This is a genomic window from Limnohabitans sp. WS1 (genome assembly GCF_003063265.1).
Classification (GTDB): domain Bacteria; phylum Pseudomonadota; class Gammaproteobacteria; order Burkholderiales; family Burkholderiaceae_C; genus Limnohabitans_A.
In genome coordinates this window covers 171911-189751 of the sequence record NZ_NERU01000005.1, presented here as the reverse complement: position 1 = coordinate 189751, position 17841 = coordinate 171911, and the positions used below count along the sequence as shown (strand labels likewise).

Here is a 17841-nt window from a genome sequence, read left to right as displayed (position 1 = left end):
GCTTGGGTTTTGGTATAGATTCGGTGGCTTTCCAACCTGTTCAATCCCATGACCGACATCTCCACTGACACATCGTCTCGCCCCGCACTGCCCGACCGCCTCTCGATCGATGCCCGAAGCCCGCACCATGTGCGTGCCGTGTTCGAGCACGACATTGGCATTCGTTTCAATGGCAAAGACCGTACCGATGTCGAGGAGTACTGCATCAGCGAAGGCTGGGTCCGAGTGCCCGCAGGCAAAACGCTGGACCGCAAAGGCCAGCCCTTGCTCATCAAACTCAAGGGCCAGGTCGAAGCGTTTTACCGCTGAGCCCTTCAGCGGGTGTGGCCTGCCCGCTTTCACCCTTGTGCACGCGCCGCTGCAAGCGCTCAAACGACAGCAACTCTCCAGCCAAGGCGCTGGCCATCACGGTCAGTGGGCTGGCCAGCCAGACCTGACCGGGGCCTGAGCGGCCTGGAAAGTTGCGGTTGATGGCGCTCACCGTGACCTGCGATGGATCGGTAGATGCGCCCGGTCCGCAGTTGGCACAAGCCCCGCAAGACGGTTGCAAAATGCGCACCCCCATGGACGCAAAAGTTTTGTCATAACCGCGTGCTGTGCAGTAATCGCGCACAGCCGTGGTGCCGTACTGCAAAAACACCTGCACCCCTTCGGGCACCTTCAGGCCGTGTTTTTGGCCCCAAGCCAGCACCGCGTGGTAGTGGTCAAAGTCTTCACGTTTGCCAGCGGTGCATGAGCCGCCATAGGCGATGTCGATGCGCACGCGCTCTTGCATGTCCGCCAAAACCAAGCCTTGACCCGGATCACCCGGTTTGGCCACCATGGGACTCAAGCTTGAGAGTTCGATGTCGATCTGATGCTCAAAGTGGGCATCGGGGTCGCTGTGCATCCAGTCTTCCATCAAAAAGTCCACACCCCGGCGTTCTTTCAAAAAGCGCACAGTCTCCCAGTCCGGGGCCACGATGCCCGTAAGCCCACCCAGCTCGGCGCACATATTGGTCAGCGTGGCACGTTCGTCCGTGCTCAGTTGGGCGATGCCATCGCCCGCGAATTCGAACACCTTGCCCACACCGTGCCCTTGGCGAATCCAAGGGGTGGCCAGCAGGTGCAGCATCAGGTCTTTGGCGGTCACGCCTGTGGGCAGTTGGCCCTGCAACTGGACCTTGACAGATTCGGGCCAGATCATGCGCACCGCGCCAGTCACAAAGGCATTGGCCATGTCGCTGGAGCCCACACCAAAGGCCACACAGCCCAAAGCGCCAATGTGCGGCGTGTGCGAGTCGGTGCCCACCACCACCTGGCCGGGCAGTGCGTCATGCTCGGTCATCATGGCGTGCGAGATGCCCGCCACATGGCTGCCGTCGTCTTGCAGCACTTGGGCATCGGTCAGGGTGCGGTGCATGCGCAGACCGTGACGCGACACAAAATCGCGCTGCGCCTGGCACATGGCGTGCATGTTGGCGATCAAACCGGCCTGCACATGGGCTGGACTTTCTTCGACGTACGAGGTGTGGTCTTCAAACACGACGATCTGCTCTGGGCGTTGCAACTTGAAGTGTTCGCCCAGTGCACCACGCATCAAGGTGTCGGCCATGCCGGTGTAGTACTCGTGAATGAAGCGCCAGTCGGCCCGCACGAAGAGACCATCGCCCGCTTGCGGCTGTTCTGGCGTGTGGGGTGCAGACAGACGGTGACGGTGCAGGATTTTTTGGAACAGGGTTTGCGGGGCGACATTCGCCAGCGGTGGCTCGCGCCTTTCCCTGTTGGTACCCACCCCCGTGGGCGATGGAGGGTTGGATAAAAACCGCTGCCCCCAATGCAACAAGCCCCCTGCACCCAGAATCGAAGCCGCCAGGGCCTCGCGCCCCTGCACCAGATCGGCCAGCGTGATGTGTTCGCCCCGTTCGATGCGCTCCAGCAAACCGAAATCGGTCGAGGTGAACAGGCCGATGTTGTCGGCGTTTTGGCGGTAAATGCGCTCAAAACTTTCAGCAAACACCAGCTTCACACCGGCCAGTTTTTCGGCAGCAGGGCTGTGTTCACGCGATGAACCTTTGCCATAGCGACGGCCCGCCACCAGCACCGCAAAGCCAGCCTTGCGCAGCACCCCCCGCCCAATGGGGTTGAGCCCTTCGCAGCGCAGCCCGGTGTGGGCAAAGTCGCCCAGCGTGTCGTCGTAATGGCTCAAGATGTGCACGGGGGTGATTTCATCGGTCGAGACATCGTCGCGCAACGACCCGGCCTGCTCGCGGCTCAGGGTTTCACCGGCCAGTTGGCGGCGGATCCGCATCGGGGCCTGCGTGAGGTAAAGAATCTTCCAGTCGGTGGTGTTCATGGTGTGTGGGCGGCTGACAAAAATTCGAGCAACTTCAAGGCCGCAGGCGTGAGGGCATCCGATCCTCGGTGACACAGGACAAAGCGACGGCGCGACCAGCGCTCATGCAGCGGCAGCACCGCCAGCCCGTAGGCGTCGGCATACAGGCGGGTGACTTCGCGTGGCACCAGCGCAATGGCCAAACCCGCCCGCACCACGCGCAGCGCGGCTTCAAAGTTGGTGACGATCACGCGGTGATGCAGCCGCTTGCCCAGCAGACCCGCTTCTCGTTGCAACATCACCTCAACCGCCGAATTGATGGGCATGATCACCTGCTCAAAATCCAGCGTGTCGGCATAACGCAGCTCTGGCAGATCGCACAGCGGGTGGCCTCGGGGCACCACCACGCTCAGGTGGTCATGCCGGTAGGTGCGGGTGTGCAGCAGGCCGGTTTCGGCCGCGTCCCAGCAAATGCCGATGGACGCCACACCTTCGCGGATGCCGCGCACCACCTCGGGGCTGATGCGTTCTTCCAGATCGATTTGGATGTTCTGGTGTTCGGCTTTTTTCAAGAACTCGGCGATCTCGTCGACCAGCGACTCGGCCATGACCGAGGCGGTGGCCAGCACATTCACTCGGCCCTGAATACCCGCCGCGTGGCTGGCCATGTCGCGCTCGATGCGGCCAGCGCTCAGCAACATGCTGCGGGCGTGTTCGAGCAAGGTCTCGCCTGCGGCGGTCGGCACCACACCTTGCTTGCGGCGCACCAGCAGGCTGGTGCCCACGGTGGTTTCGAGCTGGGCCAGCCGTTTGCTCACGGCCGAGGCGACCATATGGGCCTGTTCGGCGGCGCGGCTCATGTTGCCCGTGTCGCAAACGGTCACAAACAGTCGCAGCGTTGTCAGGTCGAGGTCGCGCATTTGAATATTCCCATTGGGAACAAATAGTCTTCCAAAATTGAATTGTATGATCGATTGGAAACATTAAACTCGCAGCACACGCACCCCAAGGACATTCCTCATGCATCCATTTCATTGGCCCCAGCGCGTGACGATCCGCGAAGTCGGTCTGCGCGACGGCTTGCAAAGCATCGCCCGCACGCTGCCCACTGCGCACAAACTGCAATGGATTCAAGCCGCTTACGAGGCGGGCATCCGCGAGATCGAAGTCGGCTCTTTCGTGCCCCCCAAACTGCTGCCCCAGCTGGCCGACACGGCCGAGCTGGTGGCCTTTGCCAAAACCCTGCCGGACCTGGTGGTGTCGGTGCTGGTGCCCAACCTCAAAGGGGCCGAACGTGCCATGGACAGCGGTGCCGACTGGATGCTGTTGCCGCTGTCGGCCAGCCACGCGCACAGCCTGGCCAACCTGCGCAAAACGCCCGACGAGGTGCTGGCCGAGATCGCCGCCATGGTGGAAGCGCGCCGCGCACGCGGATCGAACATCCACATCGAAGTGGGCATGAGCACCGCGTTCGGTTGCACGCTTCAGGGCCGGGTCGAGGTCGCTGAAGTGCTGCGCCTTTTGAAGGTCGTGCTGGCCTTGGGGGTGGACCGCGTGGGCCTGGCCGACACGGTGGGCTATGCCGACCCACGCCAGGTGGGCGAGCTGTTTGCCCAAGCCCGCGAAGTGGCGGGTGACACACTGGCCTGTGGGCATTTTCACGACACGCGGGGTTTGGGTGTGGCCAATGTGATGGCTGCACTGCAAGCAGGCGAGACCCGTTTTGACGCCTGCATGGCCGGCATCGGTGGCTGCCCACATGCCCCCGGGGCCAGCGGCAATGTGGCGACCGAAGACCTGGCCTATCTGATGGCGAGCATGGGCATCGACACCGGCATCGACTTCGGTAAGCTCATGGCTTTGCGCGCCCAAGTGGCGCAGTGGCTCGCGGGCGAATGCCTGCATGGTTCGATCGCGCAGGCGGGTTTGCCCAAGACCCTGCGCACCCCCGAAGTGATGGCATGAACAACTCCGACAAAAAACTCCCCCTCGAAGGCCTGCGCGTCGTCGAGTTCACCCACATGGTCATGGGGCCGACTTGCGGCATGGTGCTGGCCGACATGGGTGCCGAGGTCATCAAGGTCGAGCCCATCGAGGGCGACCGCACCCGGCATTTGTTGGGCTCGGGCGCGGGCTTTTTCCCCATGTTCAACCGCAACAAAAAGAGCATCCAGATCAATCTGCAAAGCCCCGAAGGAGCCGAGGTGGCGCGACGCCTGTGTGCCACAGCCGATGTGGTGGCCGAGAACTTCAAGCCCGGCTCCATGGCCAAGTACGGCCTGGACTACGCCAGCCTGTCGGCCGCTAACCCCAAGATCATTTACGCCAGCCTCAAGGGCTTTTTGCCCGGCCCTTATGACCACCGCACCGCGCTCGACGAGGTGGTGCAAATGATGGGCGGCCTGGCCTACATGACGGGCCGCCCGGGCGACCCACTGCGGGCAGGCACCAGCGTGAACGACATCATGGGCGGCATGTTCGGCGCGATTGGTGTGTTGGGTGCGCTGATCCAGCGCGGCATCACCGGGCGCGGGCAAGAAATTCAGTCCGCTCTGTTTGAGAACAACGTGTTTTTGGTGGGCCAGCACATGCTGCAGTACGCCATCACCGGCAAAGCGGCCGAGCCCATGCCCAACCGCATCTCGGCCTGGGCGGTGTACGACGTGTTCACCGTCAAAAACGGCGAGCAAATCTTTTTGGCAGCGGTGAGCGATGCGCAGTGGGCCACCTTTTGCGATGTGCTGGGCTTTGCCGACCTCAAGGCCGACCCCCGTTACAGCAACAACAACGCCCGCGTGTCATTGCGCGATGTGATGATGCCCGAGCTGCGCCGCCGTCTGGAGGCCTACACCGCCGCCGAGCTCACCGCGATTTTTGAAAAAGCAGGCCTGCCCTTTGCGCCCATCGTCAAACCCGAAGAGCTGTTCGACGATCCGCACCTTCAGGCGACCGGTGGCTTGGCCGATGTACGCCTGACCGACGGCCCCAAAGCCGGTCAGACTGCCCGCGCCGCGTTGCTGCCCTTCACCATGGACGGACAGCGCCTGGGTGTGCGCCAGCAGCCGCCGCAACAAGGTGAAAATACCGATGCCCTGCTGCAAAGCTTGGGGCTGAGTGACGCCGAAATAGACCAGTTGCGCCAACGCCAAGCCGTGGCCTGACCCCATGACGGACAGCGCTCAACCCATGCCCAATTCACTCATTGACACATCGATCCATTGATTCAACCGAAGAAAGAGACACCATGACACAACTCACCCTCAACCGCCGCACCGTTTTGGCGGCTTTGGCTTCCTCTGCAGTGGCGTGGCCAGGCTTGTCACTGGCGCAAGCCGATCGCCCGGTCAAGTTCATCTTGCCCAACGCCACCGGCTCTGGGGTCGACGCCATCACACGCGCTGCCGCACCGGCCTTGGGCAAGGCCCTGGGCACCAGCGTCGTGGTCGAAAACCAAGCCGGTGCCAGCGGCGTGATCGGCTTGCAGGCCCTGGCCAAGAACCCGCCCGATGGTTACACCCTGTCGGTGGTGTCCAACAACGTGGTCATTTTTCCGAGCGTCATCAAGAACCTGCCCTTTGACATGCCCGGTGATTTCACACCCATTGCCGTCTTGGGTGCTACGCCCTTGGTCTTGGTGGCCAACCCACAGCGCGTGCCCTCTGGCAACGCGCGTGATTTCATCGCAGCACTGAAGGCCAAGCCTGACGGCTTCAATTTTGGCTCGGGTGGCACCGGCACCATCTTGCATTTGGCCGCAGAAATGTTCGTGGACGAGGCGGGTGTCAAAGCCCGTCACATCCCCTACAAAGGCGTGGGCCCCATGGTCACCGATTTGCTGGGCGGACAGATTGACTTTGCCGTTTTGGCCTTGCCCAGCGTTCAACAGCACATCAAGAGTGGCGCACTCAAGGCGGTGGGCATGTGTGGCGACAAGCGCAATGCCGCTGCAGCGGACATTCCGACATTTGTCGAACAAGGTTTGCCAGGGTATGTGATCGATGCCTGGTTTGGTGTTTTGGGACCAAAAGGCATGAGCCCTGCAGCGGTCAAAAAGGTGCATGACGCCTTGCAGGCAGCCTTCAACGATCCGGCCGTCAAGGAAACCATGGCCAAACAAGGCAACACCATCGCCATCAGCTCTGTCGAGCAGGCGCAAAAATCTTTCCGCAGTGAAAAAGAGCGCTTTGCGACATTGGTCAAGAAAGTGGGCATCGAGCCGCAATAAGGCACACGGGTTCGTCGCTTGACATTTGATGCGCAGGCGACGACCATCGGTTCATGTCCATCCAGGTTTTGATTTTCGGCATCCACCTCGCGCGCAGCACGCGGGGCAAGCCTTGCGCACCGCCGCAGGCTTGAACCTCTGCTTGTAGGTCGGCGGCTTCAGCCCCGACATGAATTTTTGGTCAACAACCGTCCTGTCGGGGCTGAAGCCACCGACCTACAAATCCCCCCTTGTTTCGTTTGCCGATTTCAATTCGGGTCGCGCTCAACCAGCAGCGCGGCCCTGCTTTTCACTGGAGATTTTCATGGCCGATCTGTTTGACAACCCCATGGGCCTGTGTGGCTTCGAGTTCGTCGAGTTTGCCTCCCCTGTTGCCGACACCCTGGAGCCCTTGTTTGAAAAAATGGGCTTTTCCCTGGTGGCCAAGCACCGGTCCAAAGATGTGGTGCTGTACCGCCAAGGCGACATCAACTTCATCGTCAACCGCGAACCCAAAAGTCTGGCCGGGTATTTCGCATCCGAGCACGGACCTTGCGCTTGTGCGCTGGCGTTTCGGGTGAAGGATTCGCACAAGGCTTACGCGCGAGCGCTGGAACTCGGTGCCCAACCCGTGGATGTGCCCACCGGCCCCATGGAGTTGCGCCTCCCCGCCATCAAGGGCATTGGCGGTGCGCCGCTGTACCTGATTGACCGCTTTGAAGACGGCAAGAGCATTTACGACATCGACTTTGAATTCATCGACGGCGTGGACCGCCACCCGCCTGGCCATGGCCTCAAGCTCATCGACCACATGACACACAACGTCTACAAAGGGCGCATGGCGTACTGGAGTGGTTTTTACGAAAAGCTGTTCAACTTCCAGGAAATCCGTTATTTCGACATCAAGGGCGAGTACACGGGCCTGACCAGCCAGGCCATGATGGCCCCCGACGGCATGATCCGCATCCCGCTGAACGAAGAGTCGGGCAAGACGGGCGGCCAGATCGAAGAGTTTCTGATGCAGTTCAACGGTGAAGGCATCCAGCACATCGCGCTGTTGACCGACGATATTTTGAAAAGCGTGGACGCCCTGCAGATGGCGGGCATTCCGCTGATGAGCGCACCCAATGACATCTATTACGAGATGCTCGAAGAGCGCCTGCCCGGCCACGGCGAACCCGTGCCCGAGCTGCAGTCGCGCGGCATTTTGATGGATGGATCGACTGCCAACGGCGAAAAGCGCTTGCTGCTGCAAATCTTCAGCCAAACCCTGCTCGGCCCGGTGTTCTTTGAGTTCATTCAGCGCAAGGCTGACGAAGGCTTTGGCGAAGGCAACTTCAAGGCCTTGTTTGAAAGTCTGGAGCGCGACCAGATCCGGCGTGGGGCGATTACGGTGGAGTGAGTGGGCCTTTTTCTGCACCGTAGAGCCGCAGCATAGGCAAGGGCCCCCCAATACATTGCCATTTCTGGATCGTCAAAGTGCTCTATGGGCGCTGAGGCTGTTGACGCCCAGCCCGCTGATGCTTTGCAGTTGCGCCAGGCCTTGCCTAAGGCCTTTGATTAGGGTTTGTACGGGGATTATTTGCACTTCGTATGTTGTCCGGGAGAATCGCGCGCCATGCAACATCAACCAGGAGAGTGAAGTGCCAAGAGCTGCCAAGACGTGGGCCGAAAAAAAGCGTGCGAAGCCCCCGCACACCGTGTCGCTGGATAAGGATTTTGCGGGTGTACCGGCCGGATCGCGACTGCTCATTTCGTGTCCGATGGAACTTGAGGATTACTTGAAAACACATGTTCCTTACGGCACTACGAAAGAAATCCAGCAGGTACGACGTGAACTTGCTTTGCTTCATGGTGCGGACGCCACTTGCCCGGTTTCCACTGCAATCTTTTTGCGAACAGTGGCTGAGGCTGCTTGGGACGAGATTTGCGGTGGCAAGGCCACGACCGACGTGGCACCGTTTTGGCGGGTGATTGATCCGAAGTCACCGCTGGCAAAGAAGCTTCGTGCTGACGTTCAGTGGATTGAGCAGCAACGGCTTGCGGAGCAGGCGTAGTTTGGCGGGTATCTGCGTGTGGGAGAGCCTGTCAGAAATTTGGTGTGTAAGGCATGGCATGTCGATAAGGAGCATGAATGCCGCGCAAGACACAGAGTACCGCTGCGGCGCCCACCTGACGGCCGTGCGCTTTTTTAACCGCCCTTGATTTTAGTAACACCTTGTGTGATACTTGGATAAAAAAAAGGGCGGCACAAATGGATATCTTTAAAAGTGCGTGGTTCACGCGGTTTGATCGATGCCGATTTAGGCGCAGGTGTGATCAAGCAACGAATTGCTCGCCCAGGTGAGGGGCGTTCAAAGGGTTATCGAACGATTCTGTTGTTTCGTCAGCAGCATCGGTGTTTCTTTGTTTATGGCTTTGCCAAGAGCGAATTGGAAAACATCAGCGCGATTGAAGAGGCCCAATTCAAGAAGATGGCTCGTCACGTATTGGATTTAACAGATGCCCAACTCATGGCGTTGGTGACTCAAGGACATTTTGAAAAGGTGGTGCAAGATGCCTAAAAAATACCGCAGTGATGCATTGGCTGCTATTCACGAAACGATGGAGGCTTTGCATGAAGTGGGCGCTGTGGATCGCCAGACCATGCGGGAGTTTGACGAGACTTGCCTCACGCCCATTGAGGTGATGCTGCCCGAACAAATCAAGGCACTCAGGATTCGCGAGCACATTTCGCAGCCGGTGTTTGCGCGATACCTGAATGTGTCAAAGAACCTTGTTTCTGATTGGGAGCGCGGTGTCAAAAAGCCCGGCGGCCCAGCGCTCAGATTGCTCACGGTGATTCAACACAAGGGCTTGATGTCGATCGCTTGACTCAATGCAGCTGTCACCAACAATTCACTGGTCACCCCGGATATGACGCAAATGGGTTTGAGCTTGCCGAAAAAAATGGCACAGGAGTCGGCAAATGCGCTGGCCGACATGAAAGCCACGGGCACAGGCCATGTGTTGGACGATGTTCGGGGTTTTTTCTCAACTGGAAAAGCATCGCCAAGGGCAATGTGAGCGGCCAGCAATCCTGCAACCGAAAACAATGCGCTGAGCCAACGGTCATGGTGGCCCGCATTCGCCACCAGCGCGAAGTCGGGTATGAATACGGAGGGAGAGGTTTGAAGCAGCGCCACTGGCTTTCAGACGTACGCGAAGCAAAAGTCTCGGATGTGACTTGCTGACGCCTGTTTTGCAAGTTTTGAGTTCTTTCACCGTTGCACAACGGGCGTCTTCTTGCCACAGTTCAAAGCTGTTGCTGCGCACACAAGGAGTCCCCCGTCATGAAACTGAACGTCAACGGTAAAAACCACAGCCTCGATGTCGAGCCGGAAATGCCCCTGTTGTGGGCCTTGCGCGATGAGCTGGACATCAAAGGTCCCAAGTTCGGTTGCGGCATCGCCCAGTGTGGGTCGTGCACGGTGCTGCTCAATGGTGAACCGGTGCGCTCTTGTACATACCCCGTATCGGGCGCTTCGGGGCAAAAGGTCGTCACCATCGAAGGCTTGGCCGACAAGGGCCGCTTGCACGCCGTGCAGCAAGCCTGGATTGACCACCAAGTGCCTCAGTGCGGTTACTGCCAGGGCGGCCAGATGCTCGCGGCCGTGGCCTTGCTCAAGAAAAAGCCCAAACCCACCGATGAAGACATCGACGCCGCCATGACCAACATTTGCCGTTGCGGCACCTACGCCCGCATGCGCACCGCCATCCACGCCGCTGCCAAGAAAGGGACCCGCGCATGAGCACCCCAGAGATGACCATCGGCATGGACCGTCGCCACTTTTTGAAGATTTCCAGCACTGCCGCCGCAGGTTTGTCGGTGGGATTTTTTGTGCCGCAATCGGCGCAGGCCGCCAACACGCCACAGCTGAACGTGTGGGTCGAAATCGAGCCCAACGACACGATTGTCATCCGCTACGCCCGTGCAGAAATGGGCCAGGGCAGCATGACTTCTGCGCCCATGATGATTGCCGAAGAGTTGGAGGCCGACTGGAAAAAAGTGCGCGTCGAGTACGCCACAGCCCATGAAAACCTGCGCACCAAACGCGCCTATGGCGACATGGCTTCGGTGGGCAGTCGCACCATCCGCAATTCGCAGGAATACCTGCGCAAAGCGGGTGCCACCGGGCGCGAGATGCTGATTGCCGCCGCTGCCCAGCAGTGGGGCGTGCCAGCCAGCGAGTGCAAAGCGGCCCTCAGCAAAGTCACCCACATGCCCAGCAAGCGGACGCTCAGCTACGGCAAACTGGCCGCAGCGGCTGCCAAGTTGGAAGCCCCCAAAGACGTCAAACTCAAAGACCCCAAAGACTGGACATTGATCGGCAAGTCCATCCCGCGTGTGGACATTCCCGACATCGTGACCGGTCGTGTGAAGTACGGCATCGACGCCCAAGTGCCTGGCATGCTGCACGCGGCCATTGCGGCTTGCCCGGTGTTCAACGGCACCGTCAAAAGCATGGATGCCTCCAAGGTGGAAAACCGCAGGGGCATCGTGAAGGTGCTGAATCTGGGCACCTTTGTGGCCGTGGTGGCCGACAACTGGTGGCGTGCCAAAGAAGCGCTGCGCGACGTGGCCGTGGACTGGGATGTGGGCGAGCACGGCACCTTGAGCAGCGCCGCGATCATGGCCCACTTCAAAGCCGGTATGGATCAGCCAGAACTGGCGGTGGCCCGAAACGATGGCAACACGGTAGACGCCCTGAGCAAGTCGGCCAAGGTCATCGAGGCCGAGTACTTCACGCCCTATTTGGCGCACGCCACCATGGAGCCCATGGTGTGTACCGCGTGGTTGCAGGGCGACCAACTCGATGTGTGGTGCTCAACGCAAAACCCGGAATCGACTTTGGCGGTGGCGGCGGCGACTGCGGGTGTGCCACAGGCCAATGTGAAAGTGCACCCGATGCAATTGGGTGGGGGTCTCGGGCGAAAAAGCCCGCAAGACTTCACGCGCCAAGCCGTCAGCATTGCCAAGGCCATGCCCGGCAAGCCCATCAAAATGTTGTGGTCTCGCGAAGAGGAAATCCAGCACGGCTTGTACCGTCCGGCCAGCCTGATGCGTTTCAAGGCGGGCTTGAGCGCCACGGGCAAAGCCGAGGCGCTGCACATCCGTGTCAGCGCCCCTTCCATCTTGGCGACCTTGCTGAAACTGCCCTTGCCCAAAGGGGTGGATGGCCAGGCTGTGGCCTCTTTCAACGACCACCCCTACGACATTCCCAACACCTTGGTGGACTATGCCCAGCGCAACACCAATGTGCCCGTGGGTTTTTGGCGCACGGTGGGGCATTCACAAAACCCGTTTGGGCGAGAGTGTTTCATCGACGAGATGGCTCAGGCGGCATCCAAAGACCCGGTGGAATACCGCTTGGCCATGCTGCCCAACAACGAAAAGGCCAACCGCGACCGTGCCATTTTGCTGGCTGTGACAAAAGCAGCCGGTTGGGACAAAAAACCTGCGCCGGGTGTGTTCCGGGGCGTGGCCGCCACCGACGGTTATGGCAGCTGGACGGCTTGTATGTGCGATGTCTCCATCAACGCCAAAAACGAGGTCAAGATCCACCGCATCGTGATTGGCATTGACCCCGGTTATGCCGTCAACCCCGACAACATCGTGGCCCAGTTCCAGGGCAGCGTGGTGCACGGTTTGACCGCCATTTTCTGGGGTGAAAACACCATCAAGGACGGGCGAGTGGAGCAATCCAACTTCCACGATTACCGCATGATGCGATTGAACGAAATGCCCAAGGTGGACGTGGTGATTGCCCCCACAGGCGGGTTTTGGGGCGGGGTGGGCGAGCCGGCCCAAGCGCCTTTGGCACCCGCTGTGGCCAACGCCATCTCGGCCGCTTTGGGCAAACGCATCCGCAGCTTGCCCTTGAAGAACCACGGTTTGACTTTGGCTCGCGCATGACAGTGCTGGGCTTGGCGCGGGTGGGGGCCTTGGTGTTCAGCACTGGCTGGGGCTGGACCGCTGCGCAAACGCCTGATGCCCTTCAAGCCGGCTCGCCAGAACGTGGCAAAGCCTTGCTCTTGCAAAGACAAGACAGCGGCTGTGTACTGTGCCACCAAGTGCAGGGTTTGCCTGCGGGTGGCGCACTCGGCCCGTCTTTGGTTGGTTTGGCTGAGCGCAGCACAAAGGCCCAAGCCCGAGAGCGCATCGCCGATCCCCGTCGTTTTAACCCGCAAACCATCATGCCCGCCTATTTCAGCACCGATGGTTTGAACAAAGTGGCCAGTCCTTATCAGGGGCAAACCATTTTGACGGCGCAAGGGCTTGAAGACATCTTGAGTTTCTTGTTCTTGCCCAGCAAGGCCACGCCATGAAGTTGCCTACCTTGACCCGTCGCGAAGGCTTGCGGCACGTGCTGCGGGCCGGAATTTATGGGGCTGCTGTTCAGCTGTGGCCCAGCCAGGCCCAAGACATGGCATCGGGCCAGTTGTTGAGCGTGGCGAAAATGATCGAACCCCTGACCCAAGGCGCTCGTGTGTTGGAGCAAGACGTGAAATGGGTGGCCCCCGTGTTGGCCGACAACGGCACTTTGGTGCCTGTCACGGTGCAAGTGCAAAGCCCCATGACGCCCCAAGACCATGTGACGCATGTGTACCTGTTGTCTCAACGCAATCCGGTGACCCGCATGGCGGTTTTTCACTTGGGCCCGTGGAACGGCCGGGCCGAAGTCAGCACGCGCCTGCGCTTGGCGGGCACCCAGCAAGTGGTCGCCTTGGCGCGTTTGTCCAATGGCGAGTTTCGTTATGGCCAGATGGAAATCATCGTCACCGAGTCGGCTTGCGTCGACGCTTCCTGAACATGGCATTTGCACGCATCCAATGGCCTGAACGCGTCCTTGCGGGGGATGTGGTCAAAGTTCGTCTGCTGGTGCAACACCCCATGGACACGGGTTATCTGCAAGACCTGTTGGGCAAGTTGGTGCCGCGCAACGTGATCCAGTCACTGACCTGCACCTGGGGCCAGCAAGAGGTGTTCCGTGTGGAGCCTTCTTCAGGGATCTCGGCCAATCCCTTGTTTGAATTTTTTGTGCGTGCGGACCAAACGGCTGAAATGGTCGTCGAATGGACTGATGACCGGGGCGTCAAAGGCAGCTTGCGGCAGACATTGCAGGTCTTGCCCAAGAGCAGCACCTGAGCGCATGAGCAGCAGAGCGTTCGCGTCGATGCCCGTGGCGTGGTGTGTGCGCACCGTGATCAAGGTGTGTTGGCTGGTTTTTAAGCTGCTCGCGTTGTGGTTTTTGAGTGGGTACGCGGCTGCGCAAACGGCAGCGTCACCCGCACGCAGCTTGCCTTTGTCGCAGCTCAAATCGGGTCTGCATTATTCGGGCAAGGATGTGCAAGCCTTGCAAGCCGACGAATTTGCCAACCCCGCCCAGCTGTGGCTAAGCCAAGGGGCTCAAGCCTGGGGCCAACCCAATGCCGCTAATGGCAAATCGTGCGTGAGTTGTCACGGTGCAGTGGCCACCAGCATGAAAGGCGTTGCCACGCGTTACCCCGCCATCGATGCCGCCAGTGGGCAACTGTTCAACCTGGAAGACCGCATCAACCAATGCACCACGCGCCATCAGCAAGCGGCGGCCATGGCCCCTGAATCTGATGCCCTGCTGGGCTTGAGTTTGCTGGTGACGCAGGCATCCAAAGGCATGCCCTTGCGGGTGGACATTGGCGGTGCGGCGCGCGGCCACTGGCAAGCAGGGGCCCACTTATATACACAACGCCAAGGCCAAATGAATTTGTCGTGCGCCCAGTGCCATGACCAGAATTTTGGACAACGCCTGTACACCGACCCGCTGAGTCAAGGTCAGCCCAATGGCTACCCGGTGTACCGTCTGGAATGGCAAAAGCCGGGATCACTGGAGCGGCGTTTACGCAGTTGCTATGCCGGTGTTCGTGCCGAGATACCCCCTTGGGGTGCAGTAGAAATGCGGCAGTTGGCTTTGTATTTGATGTGGCGCGGTGAAGGGCTGCCCATCGAGGTTCCCGCTGTGCGCAAGTGATCAAGCCGCGCCGTTGCAAACTTTCAGCACCTGCTGCCCATAAGCTTCGAGCTTTTTCACGCCCAGCCCACTGATGCCTTGCAGGTCAGACAGACTTTGCGGCGCAGCTTGGGCAATGGCGGCCAGCGTGGCGTCGTGAAAAATCACATACGCGGGCAGGTTGTGCTCTTTGGCCACCTCGGCCCGCCAGGCCTTGAGGTGGATGTAGCGCACCATGGCGTCTTGCCCCAGATTGGCGGCTGCCGGCGCGGGGGCGTTGCGCGTGCGGGGGCGTTTGTCACCGCGCTGGCTCGTGCTTTCGCGCAGCTGCACCGGCACATCGCCTTTGAGCACGGCACGCGAGGCTTCGGTCAGGTGCAGGGTGCTGAAACCGTCTTCGGTGTGCACATGCAAAGCGCCAATGGCGATCAGCTGGCGCATCACGGCGCGCAGTTGCTGTTCGCTGTAATCGGCACCCAGGCCAAAGGTGCTGATGCTTTCGTGCCCGCGCTGCGCCACTTTTTCGGTTTTTTTGCCGCGCACGATGTCCATGGTGTGACCCGCACCAAAGCTGTGACCGCTGCTTTGCTGCGTGCGGTAGACGGTGGACAGCAGCTTGCGCGCCGCATCGGTGCCGTCCCACACCTGCGGCGGGTGCAGGCAGTTGTCGCAGTTGCCGCAGGGCGTGCTGGGCTCGCCAAAGTAGCCCAAAAGCCGCACGCGTCGGCAATCGGTCGCTTCGGCCAGGGCCAGCAAGGCGTCGAGCTTGCCGCGCATGACTTGCTTGAACTCTTCACCTGCCGGGCTCTCGTCGATCATGCGGCGCTGGTTCACCACGTCTTGCAGGCCATAGGCCATCCAAGCGTCAGACGCCAGGCCGTCGCGCCCGGCGCGGCCGGTCTCCTGGTAGTAGCCTTCGATGTTTTTGGGCATGTCCAGGTGCGCCACAAAACGCACATCGGGCTTGTCGATGCCCATGCCAAAGGCCACCGTGGCCACCATCACCACACCCTCTTCGCGCAAAAACTCGTTTTGGTGGCGCTGGCGCACGGCGGTGTCCAGCCCCGCGTGGTACGGCAGCGCGTGAATACCCGCTTCGCACAACATGACCGCGATTTCTTCGACCCGCTTGCGCGACTGGCAATAGACCACGCCCGCTTCTTCGGGGTGTTCCCGCTCGATGAAGCGCAGCAGCTGGGTGCTGGCGTCTTTTTTCTCGACGATGGTGTAGCGGATGTTGGGCCGGTCAAAGCTGCTGATGAACAGCTCGGCGCTTTCCAGTTGCAGGCGTTCGACGATGTCGGCACGCGTGAGCGCATCGGCCGTGGCGGTGAGCGCCACACGCGGCACGCTGGGGTAGCGCTCGTGCAGCACCGACAGGCCCCGGTATTCGGGCCGGAAGTCGTGGCCCCATTGGCTCACGCAATGCGCTTCGTCGATCGCAAACAGGCTGAGCAGCCCTCGCTCTTGCAGCGAGTCCATCTGTGCCAGAAAGCGGGCGTTGGTGACGCGCTCGGGCGCGGCATACAGCAGGGTGATCTCACCGCGCAGCAAACGCCGTTCGATGTCGCTGGCTTCTTCGCTGGTGAGGGTGGAGTTGAGGAAGGCGGCGCTGACGCCTGCTTCGTGCAGGGCACCCACTTGGTCGTGCATCAGCGCGATCAGGGGTGAAACAACGACCGTGATGCCGTGGCCTGCACGTTGGCGCGCAATGGCCGGAATTTGGTAGCACAGCGATTTACCCCCGCCCGTGGGCATGAGCACCAGCGCATCGCCCCCAGCGGCCACATGGTCAATGATGGCTTGCTGTGGGCCGCGAAAGGCGTCGTAGCCAAAAACTTCGCGCAGGATGGGGAGGTGGGGGGACACTGGGGTTTGGTGGCTTTTAGAAGGCTTGATTGTCCTCTATCGATGGCTTGGGTTTTGCGTGTGCCACTTGAGTTTTTGCGGGTGTGGTGTGGGTGGGTGTCGTCTTGGTTTAGCGGGTGTGGTGTGGGTGGGTGAGGGCGGGCACAGGGTTCCTCATGCGGCGGGGGTACGCCAAAATCGTCACCCTCTGCCCGCCCTCACCCACCCACGCAAGACCATGGGCTGCGCGACCAGCAACCCCCAAGGCCAGCATTTATTGATTCGGCCCTGTGAAGTTTGAAGTCAACGGCTTTTCTTGGGCACAGCGATCAGTGTGGGAGCCCCGCCCTCGGGGCGATGGGTGGTGGTCTGCGAGGCTCTATCGCGGCGAGGGCGCCGCTCCCACAAAAATGCGTTTTTGCAAACTTCATCGGGCCGGATCTATATCGCCAGTAGGGACATCTGTCACCGCCAGCAAAACTGACGACCACCACCAGCGTTTGGAAGGGGCCGGCGGCGGGCGACGATTTTGGCGTACCCCCGCCTCATGAGGAGCCCGCCGCCGGCCCCTTCCAAACGCGCTCCGCCGCAACCAGACTCTGACAACACTCTGCCAATCCATAGCGTTACCATCCCAGCCCATGCACACCTCCGCCCTTGTCCTGTTTTCTGGTGGTCAGGACTCCACCACCTGCCTGGCCCATGCTTTGAGCCGTTACGAACGCGTCGAAACCTTGGCGTTTGACTACGGACAGCGCCACAAAGTCGAGCTGGACGCCCGGCTGAACGTGCTGGCCGCCATCAAGGCGGAATTCCCGCAATGGACCTCCAAAATGGGCGAAGACCACCTGCTGGACGCGGGCATCCTGGGCCAGATCAGCGAAACCTCTTTGACCCGCGACACGGCCATTGAAATGGAAAGCTCCGGCCTGCCCAACACCTTTGTGCCCGGACGCAACTTGCTGTTCCTCACGCTCGCCGCCGCTTTGGCCTATCGCCGAGGTTTGCAAGTCATCGTCACAGGCGTGTGTGAGACCGATTTTTCGGGCTACCCCGACTGCCGCGACGACACCATGAAGGCCATGCAGGTGGCCCTGTCGCTGGGCATGGACCGCAAGCTGTTGATCGAAACGCCACTGATGTGGATCGACAAGGCGCAGACTTGGCAATTGGCACACGACCTGGGACAACAGGCTCAGCCCCAAGGGGGCGGCCAAGCGCTGGTGGACTTGATCGTGGAACACACCCACACCTGTTACCTGGGCGAGCGCACGCAACACCACGACTGGGGCTATGGCTGCGGCCAATGCCCGGCATGTCAGCTCAGGGCAGCAGGATTTTCTCGCTGGGCATCCACCACCGCTTGAAGTCGTCCAGTGCTTCCCAAGTGTTCCTGTTGATGCAGGAACACCCTCATCCACGGTGACCATGTGTCGCTGCCTGAA

At 60.4% G+C, this 17841-nt stretch carries 18 protein-coding genes; 15 read left to right on the top strand and 3 right to left on the bottom strand.

Annotated features, from left to right (window positions below):
• The first annotated feature begins 48 nt into the window (after positions 1 to 48).
• On the top strand, positions 49 to 309 hold the full coding sequence (locus B9Z48_RS09285) for a DUF3297 family protein (RefSeq protein WP_089959527.1): 261 nt from the start codon (positions 49 to 51) through the stop codon (positions 307 to 309).
• On the opposite strand, the gene B9Z48_RS09280 is transcribed toward B9Z48_RS09285, so the two are convergent.
• Together B9Z48_RS09280 and B9Z48_RS09275 are read right to left on the bottom strand one after the other, a co-directional pair.
• A complete protein-coding gene (locus B9Z48_RS09280; protein ID WP_108377910.1) occupies positions 278 to 2335 on the bottom strand; it encodes an aconitase family protein in 2058 nt (685 codons plus the stop codon). The two genes, B9Z48_RS09285 and B9Z48_RS09280, sit on opposite strands and share 32 nt — an antisense overlap.
• Positions 2332 to 3234, bottom strand: coding sequence for a LysR family transcriptional regulator (locus tag B9Z48_RS09275; RefSeq protein WP_089959520.1), 903 nt, complete (start codon positions 3232 to 3234; stop codon positions 2332 to 2334). Before B9Z48_RS09275 ends, B9Z48_RS09280 begins: the two co-directional genes overlap by 4 nt.
• Positions 3235 to 3334: 100 nt before the next feature.
• Between B9Z48_RS09275 and B9Z48_RS09270 the strand changes: the two genes are divergently transcribed.
• The 13 genes from B9Z48_RS09270 to soxA all read left to right on the top strand — a co-directional run bounded on the left by B9Z48_RS09270 (position 3335) and on the right by soxA (position 14569).
• Positions 3335 to 4279, top strand: coding sequence for a hydroxymethylglutaryl-CoA lyase (locus B9Z48_RS09270; protein ID WP_108377909.1), 945 nt, complete (start codon positions 3335 to 3337; stop codon positions 4277 to 4279).
• Positions 4276 to 5475 carry a CaiB/BaiF CoA-transferase family protein gene (locus tag B9Z48_RS09265; protein ID WP_089959513.1) on the top strand — a complete coding sequence of 400 codons (1200 nt, stop codon included), beginning with the start codon at positions 4276 to 4278 and terminating at the stop codon, positions 5473 to 5475. The genes B9Z48_RS09270 and B9Z48_RS09265 overlap by 4 nt, the downstream gene beginning before the upstream one ends.
• 83 nt (positions 5476 to 5558) lie before the next feature.
• Positions 5559 to 6539 carry a tripartite tricarboxylate transporter substrate binding protein gene (locus B9Z48_RS09260; protein WP_089959509.1) on the top strand — a complete coding sequence of 327 codons (981 nt, stop codon included), beginning with the start codon at positions 5559 to 5561 and terminating at the stop codon, positions 6537 to 6539.
• 304 nt (positions 6540 to 6843) lie between these two features.
• Positions 6844 to 7920, top strand: coding sequence for a 4-hydroxyphenylpyruvate dioxygenase (hppD, locus tag B9Z48_RS09255; protein WP_089959506.1), 1077 nt, complete (start codon positions 6844 to 6846; stop codon positions 7918 to 7920).
• A 241-nt stretch (positions 7921 to 8161) separates the two neighbouring features.
• Positions 8162 to 8575, top strand: coding sequence for a hypothetical protein (locus tag B9Z48_RS09240; protein WP_146186255.1), 414 nt, complete (start codon positions 8162 to 8164; stop codon positions 8573 to 8575).
• Positions 8576 to 8788: 213 nt separating this feature from the next.
• Positions 8789 to 9082, top strand: a complete 294-nt coding sequence (locus B9Z48_RS09235) for a type II toxin-antitoxin system RelE/ParE family toxin (protein ID WP_228769276.1) — start codon at positions 8789 to 8791, stop codon at positions 9080 to 9082.
• Entirely contained in the window at positions 9075 to 9392 is a 318-nt protein-coding gene (locus B9Z48_RS09230; RefSeq protein ID WP_089959495.1) for a DNA-binding transcriptional regulator, read from the top strand. Before B9Z48_RS09235 ends, B9Z48_RS09230 begins: the two co-directional genes overlap by 8 nt.
• A gap of 458 nt (positions 9393 to 9850) precedes the next feature.
• Positions 9851 to 10309 (top strand): (2Fe-2S)-binding protein, encoded by a 459-nt coding sequence (locus B9Z48_RS09220; protein WP_089959487.1) that lies wholly within the window; start codon positions 9851 to 9853, stop codon positions 10307 to 10309.
• On the top strand, positions 10306 to 12474 hold the full coding sequence (locus B9Z48_RS09215) for a xanthine dehydrogenase family protein molybdopterin-binding subunit (protein ID WP_089959481.1): 2169 nt from the start codon (positions 10306 to 10308) through the stop codon (positions 12472 to 12474). The genes B9Z48_RS09220 and B9Z48_RS09215 overlap by 4 nt, the downstream gene beginning before the upstream one ends.
• The gene (gene soxX, locus B9Z48_RS09210) at positions 12471 to 12887 is read left to right on the top strand and encodes a sulfur oxidation c-type cytochrome SoxX (protein ID WP_108377907.1); all 417 of its coding nucleotides are present in this window, start codon (positions 12471 to 12473) and stop codon (positions 12885 to 12887) included. Before B9Z48_RS09215 ends, soxX begins: the two co-directional genes overlap by 4 nt.
• The gene (locus B9Z48_RS09205; RefSeq protein WP_108377906.1) at positions 12884 to 13369 is read left to right on the top strand and encodes a thiosulfate oxidation carrier protein SoxY; all 486 of its coding nucleotides are present in this window, start codon (positions 12884 to 12886) and stop codon (positions 13367 to 13369) included. The genes soxX and B9Z48_RS09205 overlap by 4 nt, the downstream gene beginning before the upstream one ends.
• A 2-nt stretch (positions 13370 to 13371) precedes the next feature.
• Positions 13372 to 13707: a thiosulfate oxidation carrier complex protein SoxZ gene (gene soxZ / locus B9Z48_RS09200; protein ID WP_108377905.1), complete on the top strand. Its 336-nt coding sequence runs from the start codon at positions 13372 to 13374 to the stop codon at positions 13705 to 13707.
• Positions 13708 to 13711: 4 nt separating this feature from the next.
• Entirely contained in the window at positions 13712 to 14569 is an 858-nt protein-coding gene (soxA, locus tag B9Z48_RS09195) for a sulfur oxidation c-type cytochrome SoxA (protein WP_108377904.1), read from the top strand.
• Here the strand turns inward: soxA and recQ are convergent, their stop codons facing one another.
• Positions 14570 to 16417 (bottom strand): DNA helicase RecQ, encoded by a 1848-nt coding sequence (recQ, locus tag B9Z48_RS09190; protein WP_089959461.1) that lies wholly within the window; start codon positions 16415 to 16417, stop codon positions 14570 to 14572.
• 620 nt (positions 16418 to 17037) lie between these two features.
• Between recQ and queC the strand changes: the two genes are divergently transcribed.
• The gene (gene queC, locus B9Z48_RS09185) at positions 17038 to 17763 is read left to right on the top strand and encodes a 7-cyano-7-deazaguanine synthase QueC (RefSeq protein WP_089959457.1); all 726 of its coding nucleotides are present in this window, start codon (positions 17038 to 17040) and stop codon (positions 17761 to 17763) included.
• The last annotated feature ends 78 nt before the right edge of the window (positions 17764 to 17841 follow it).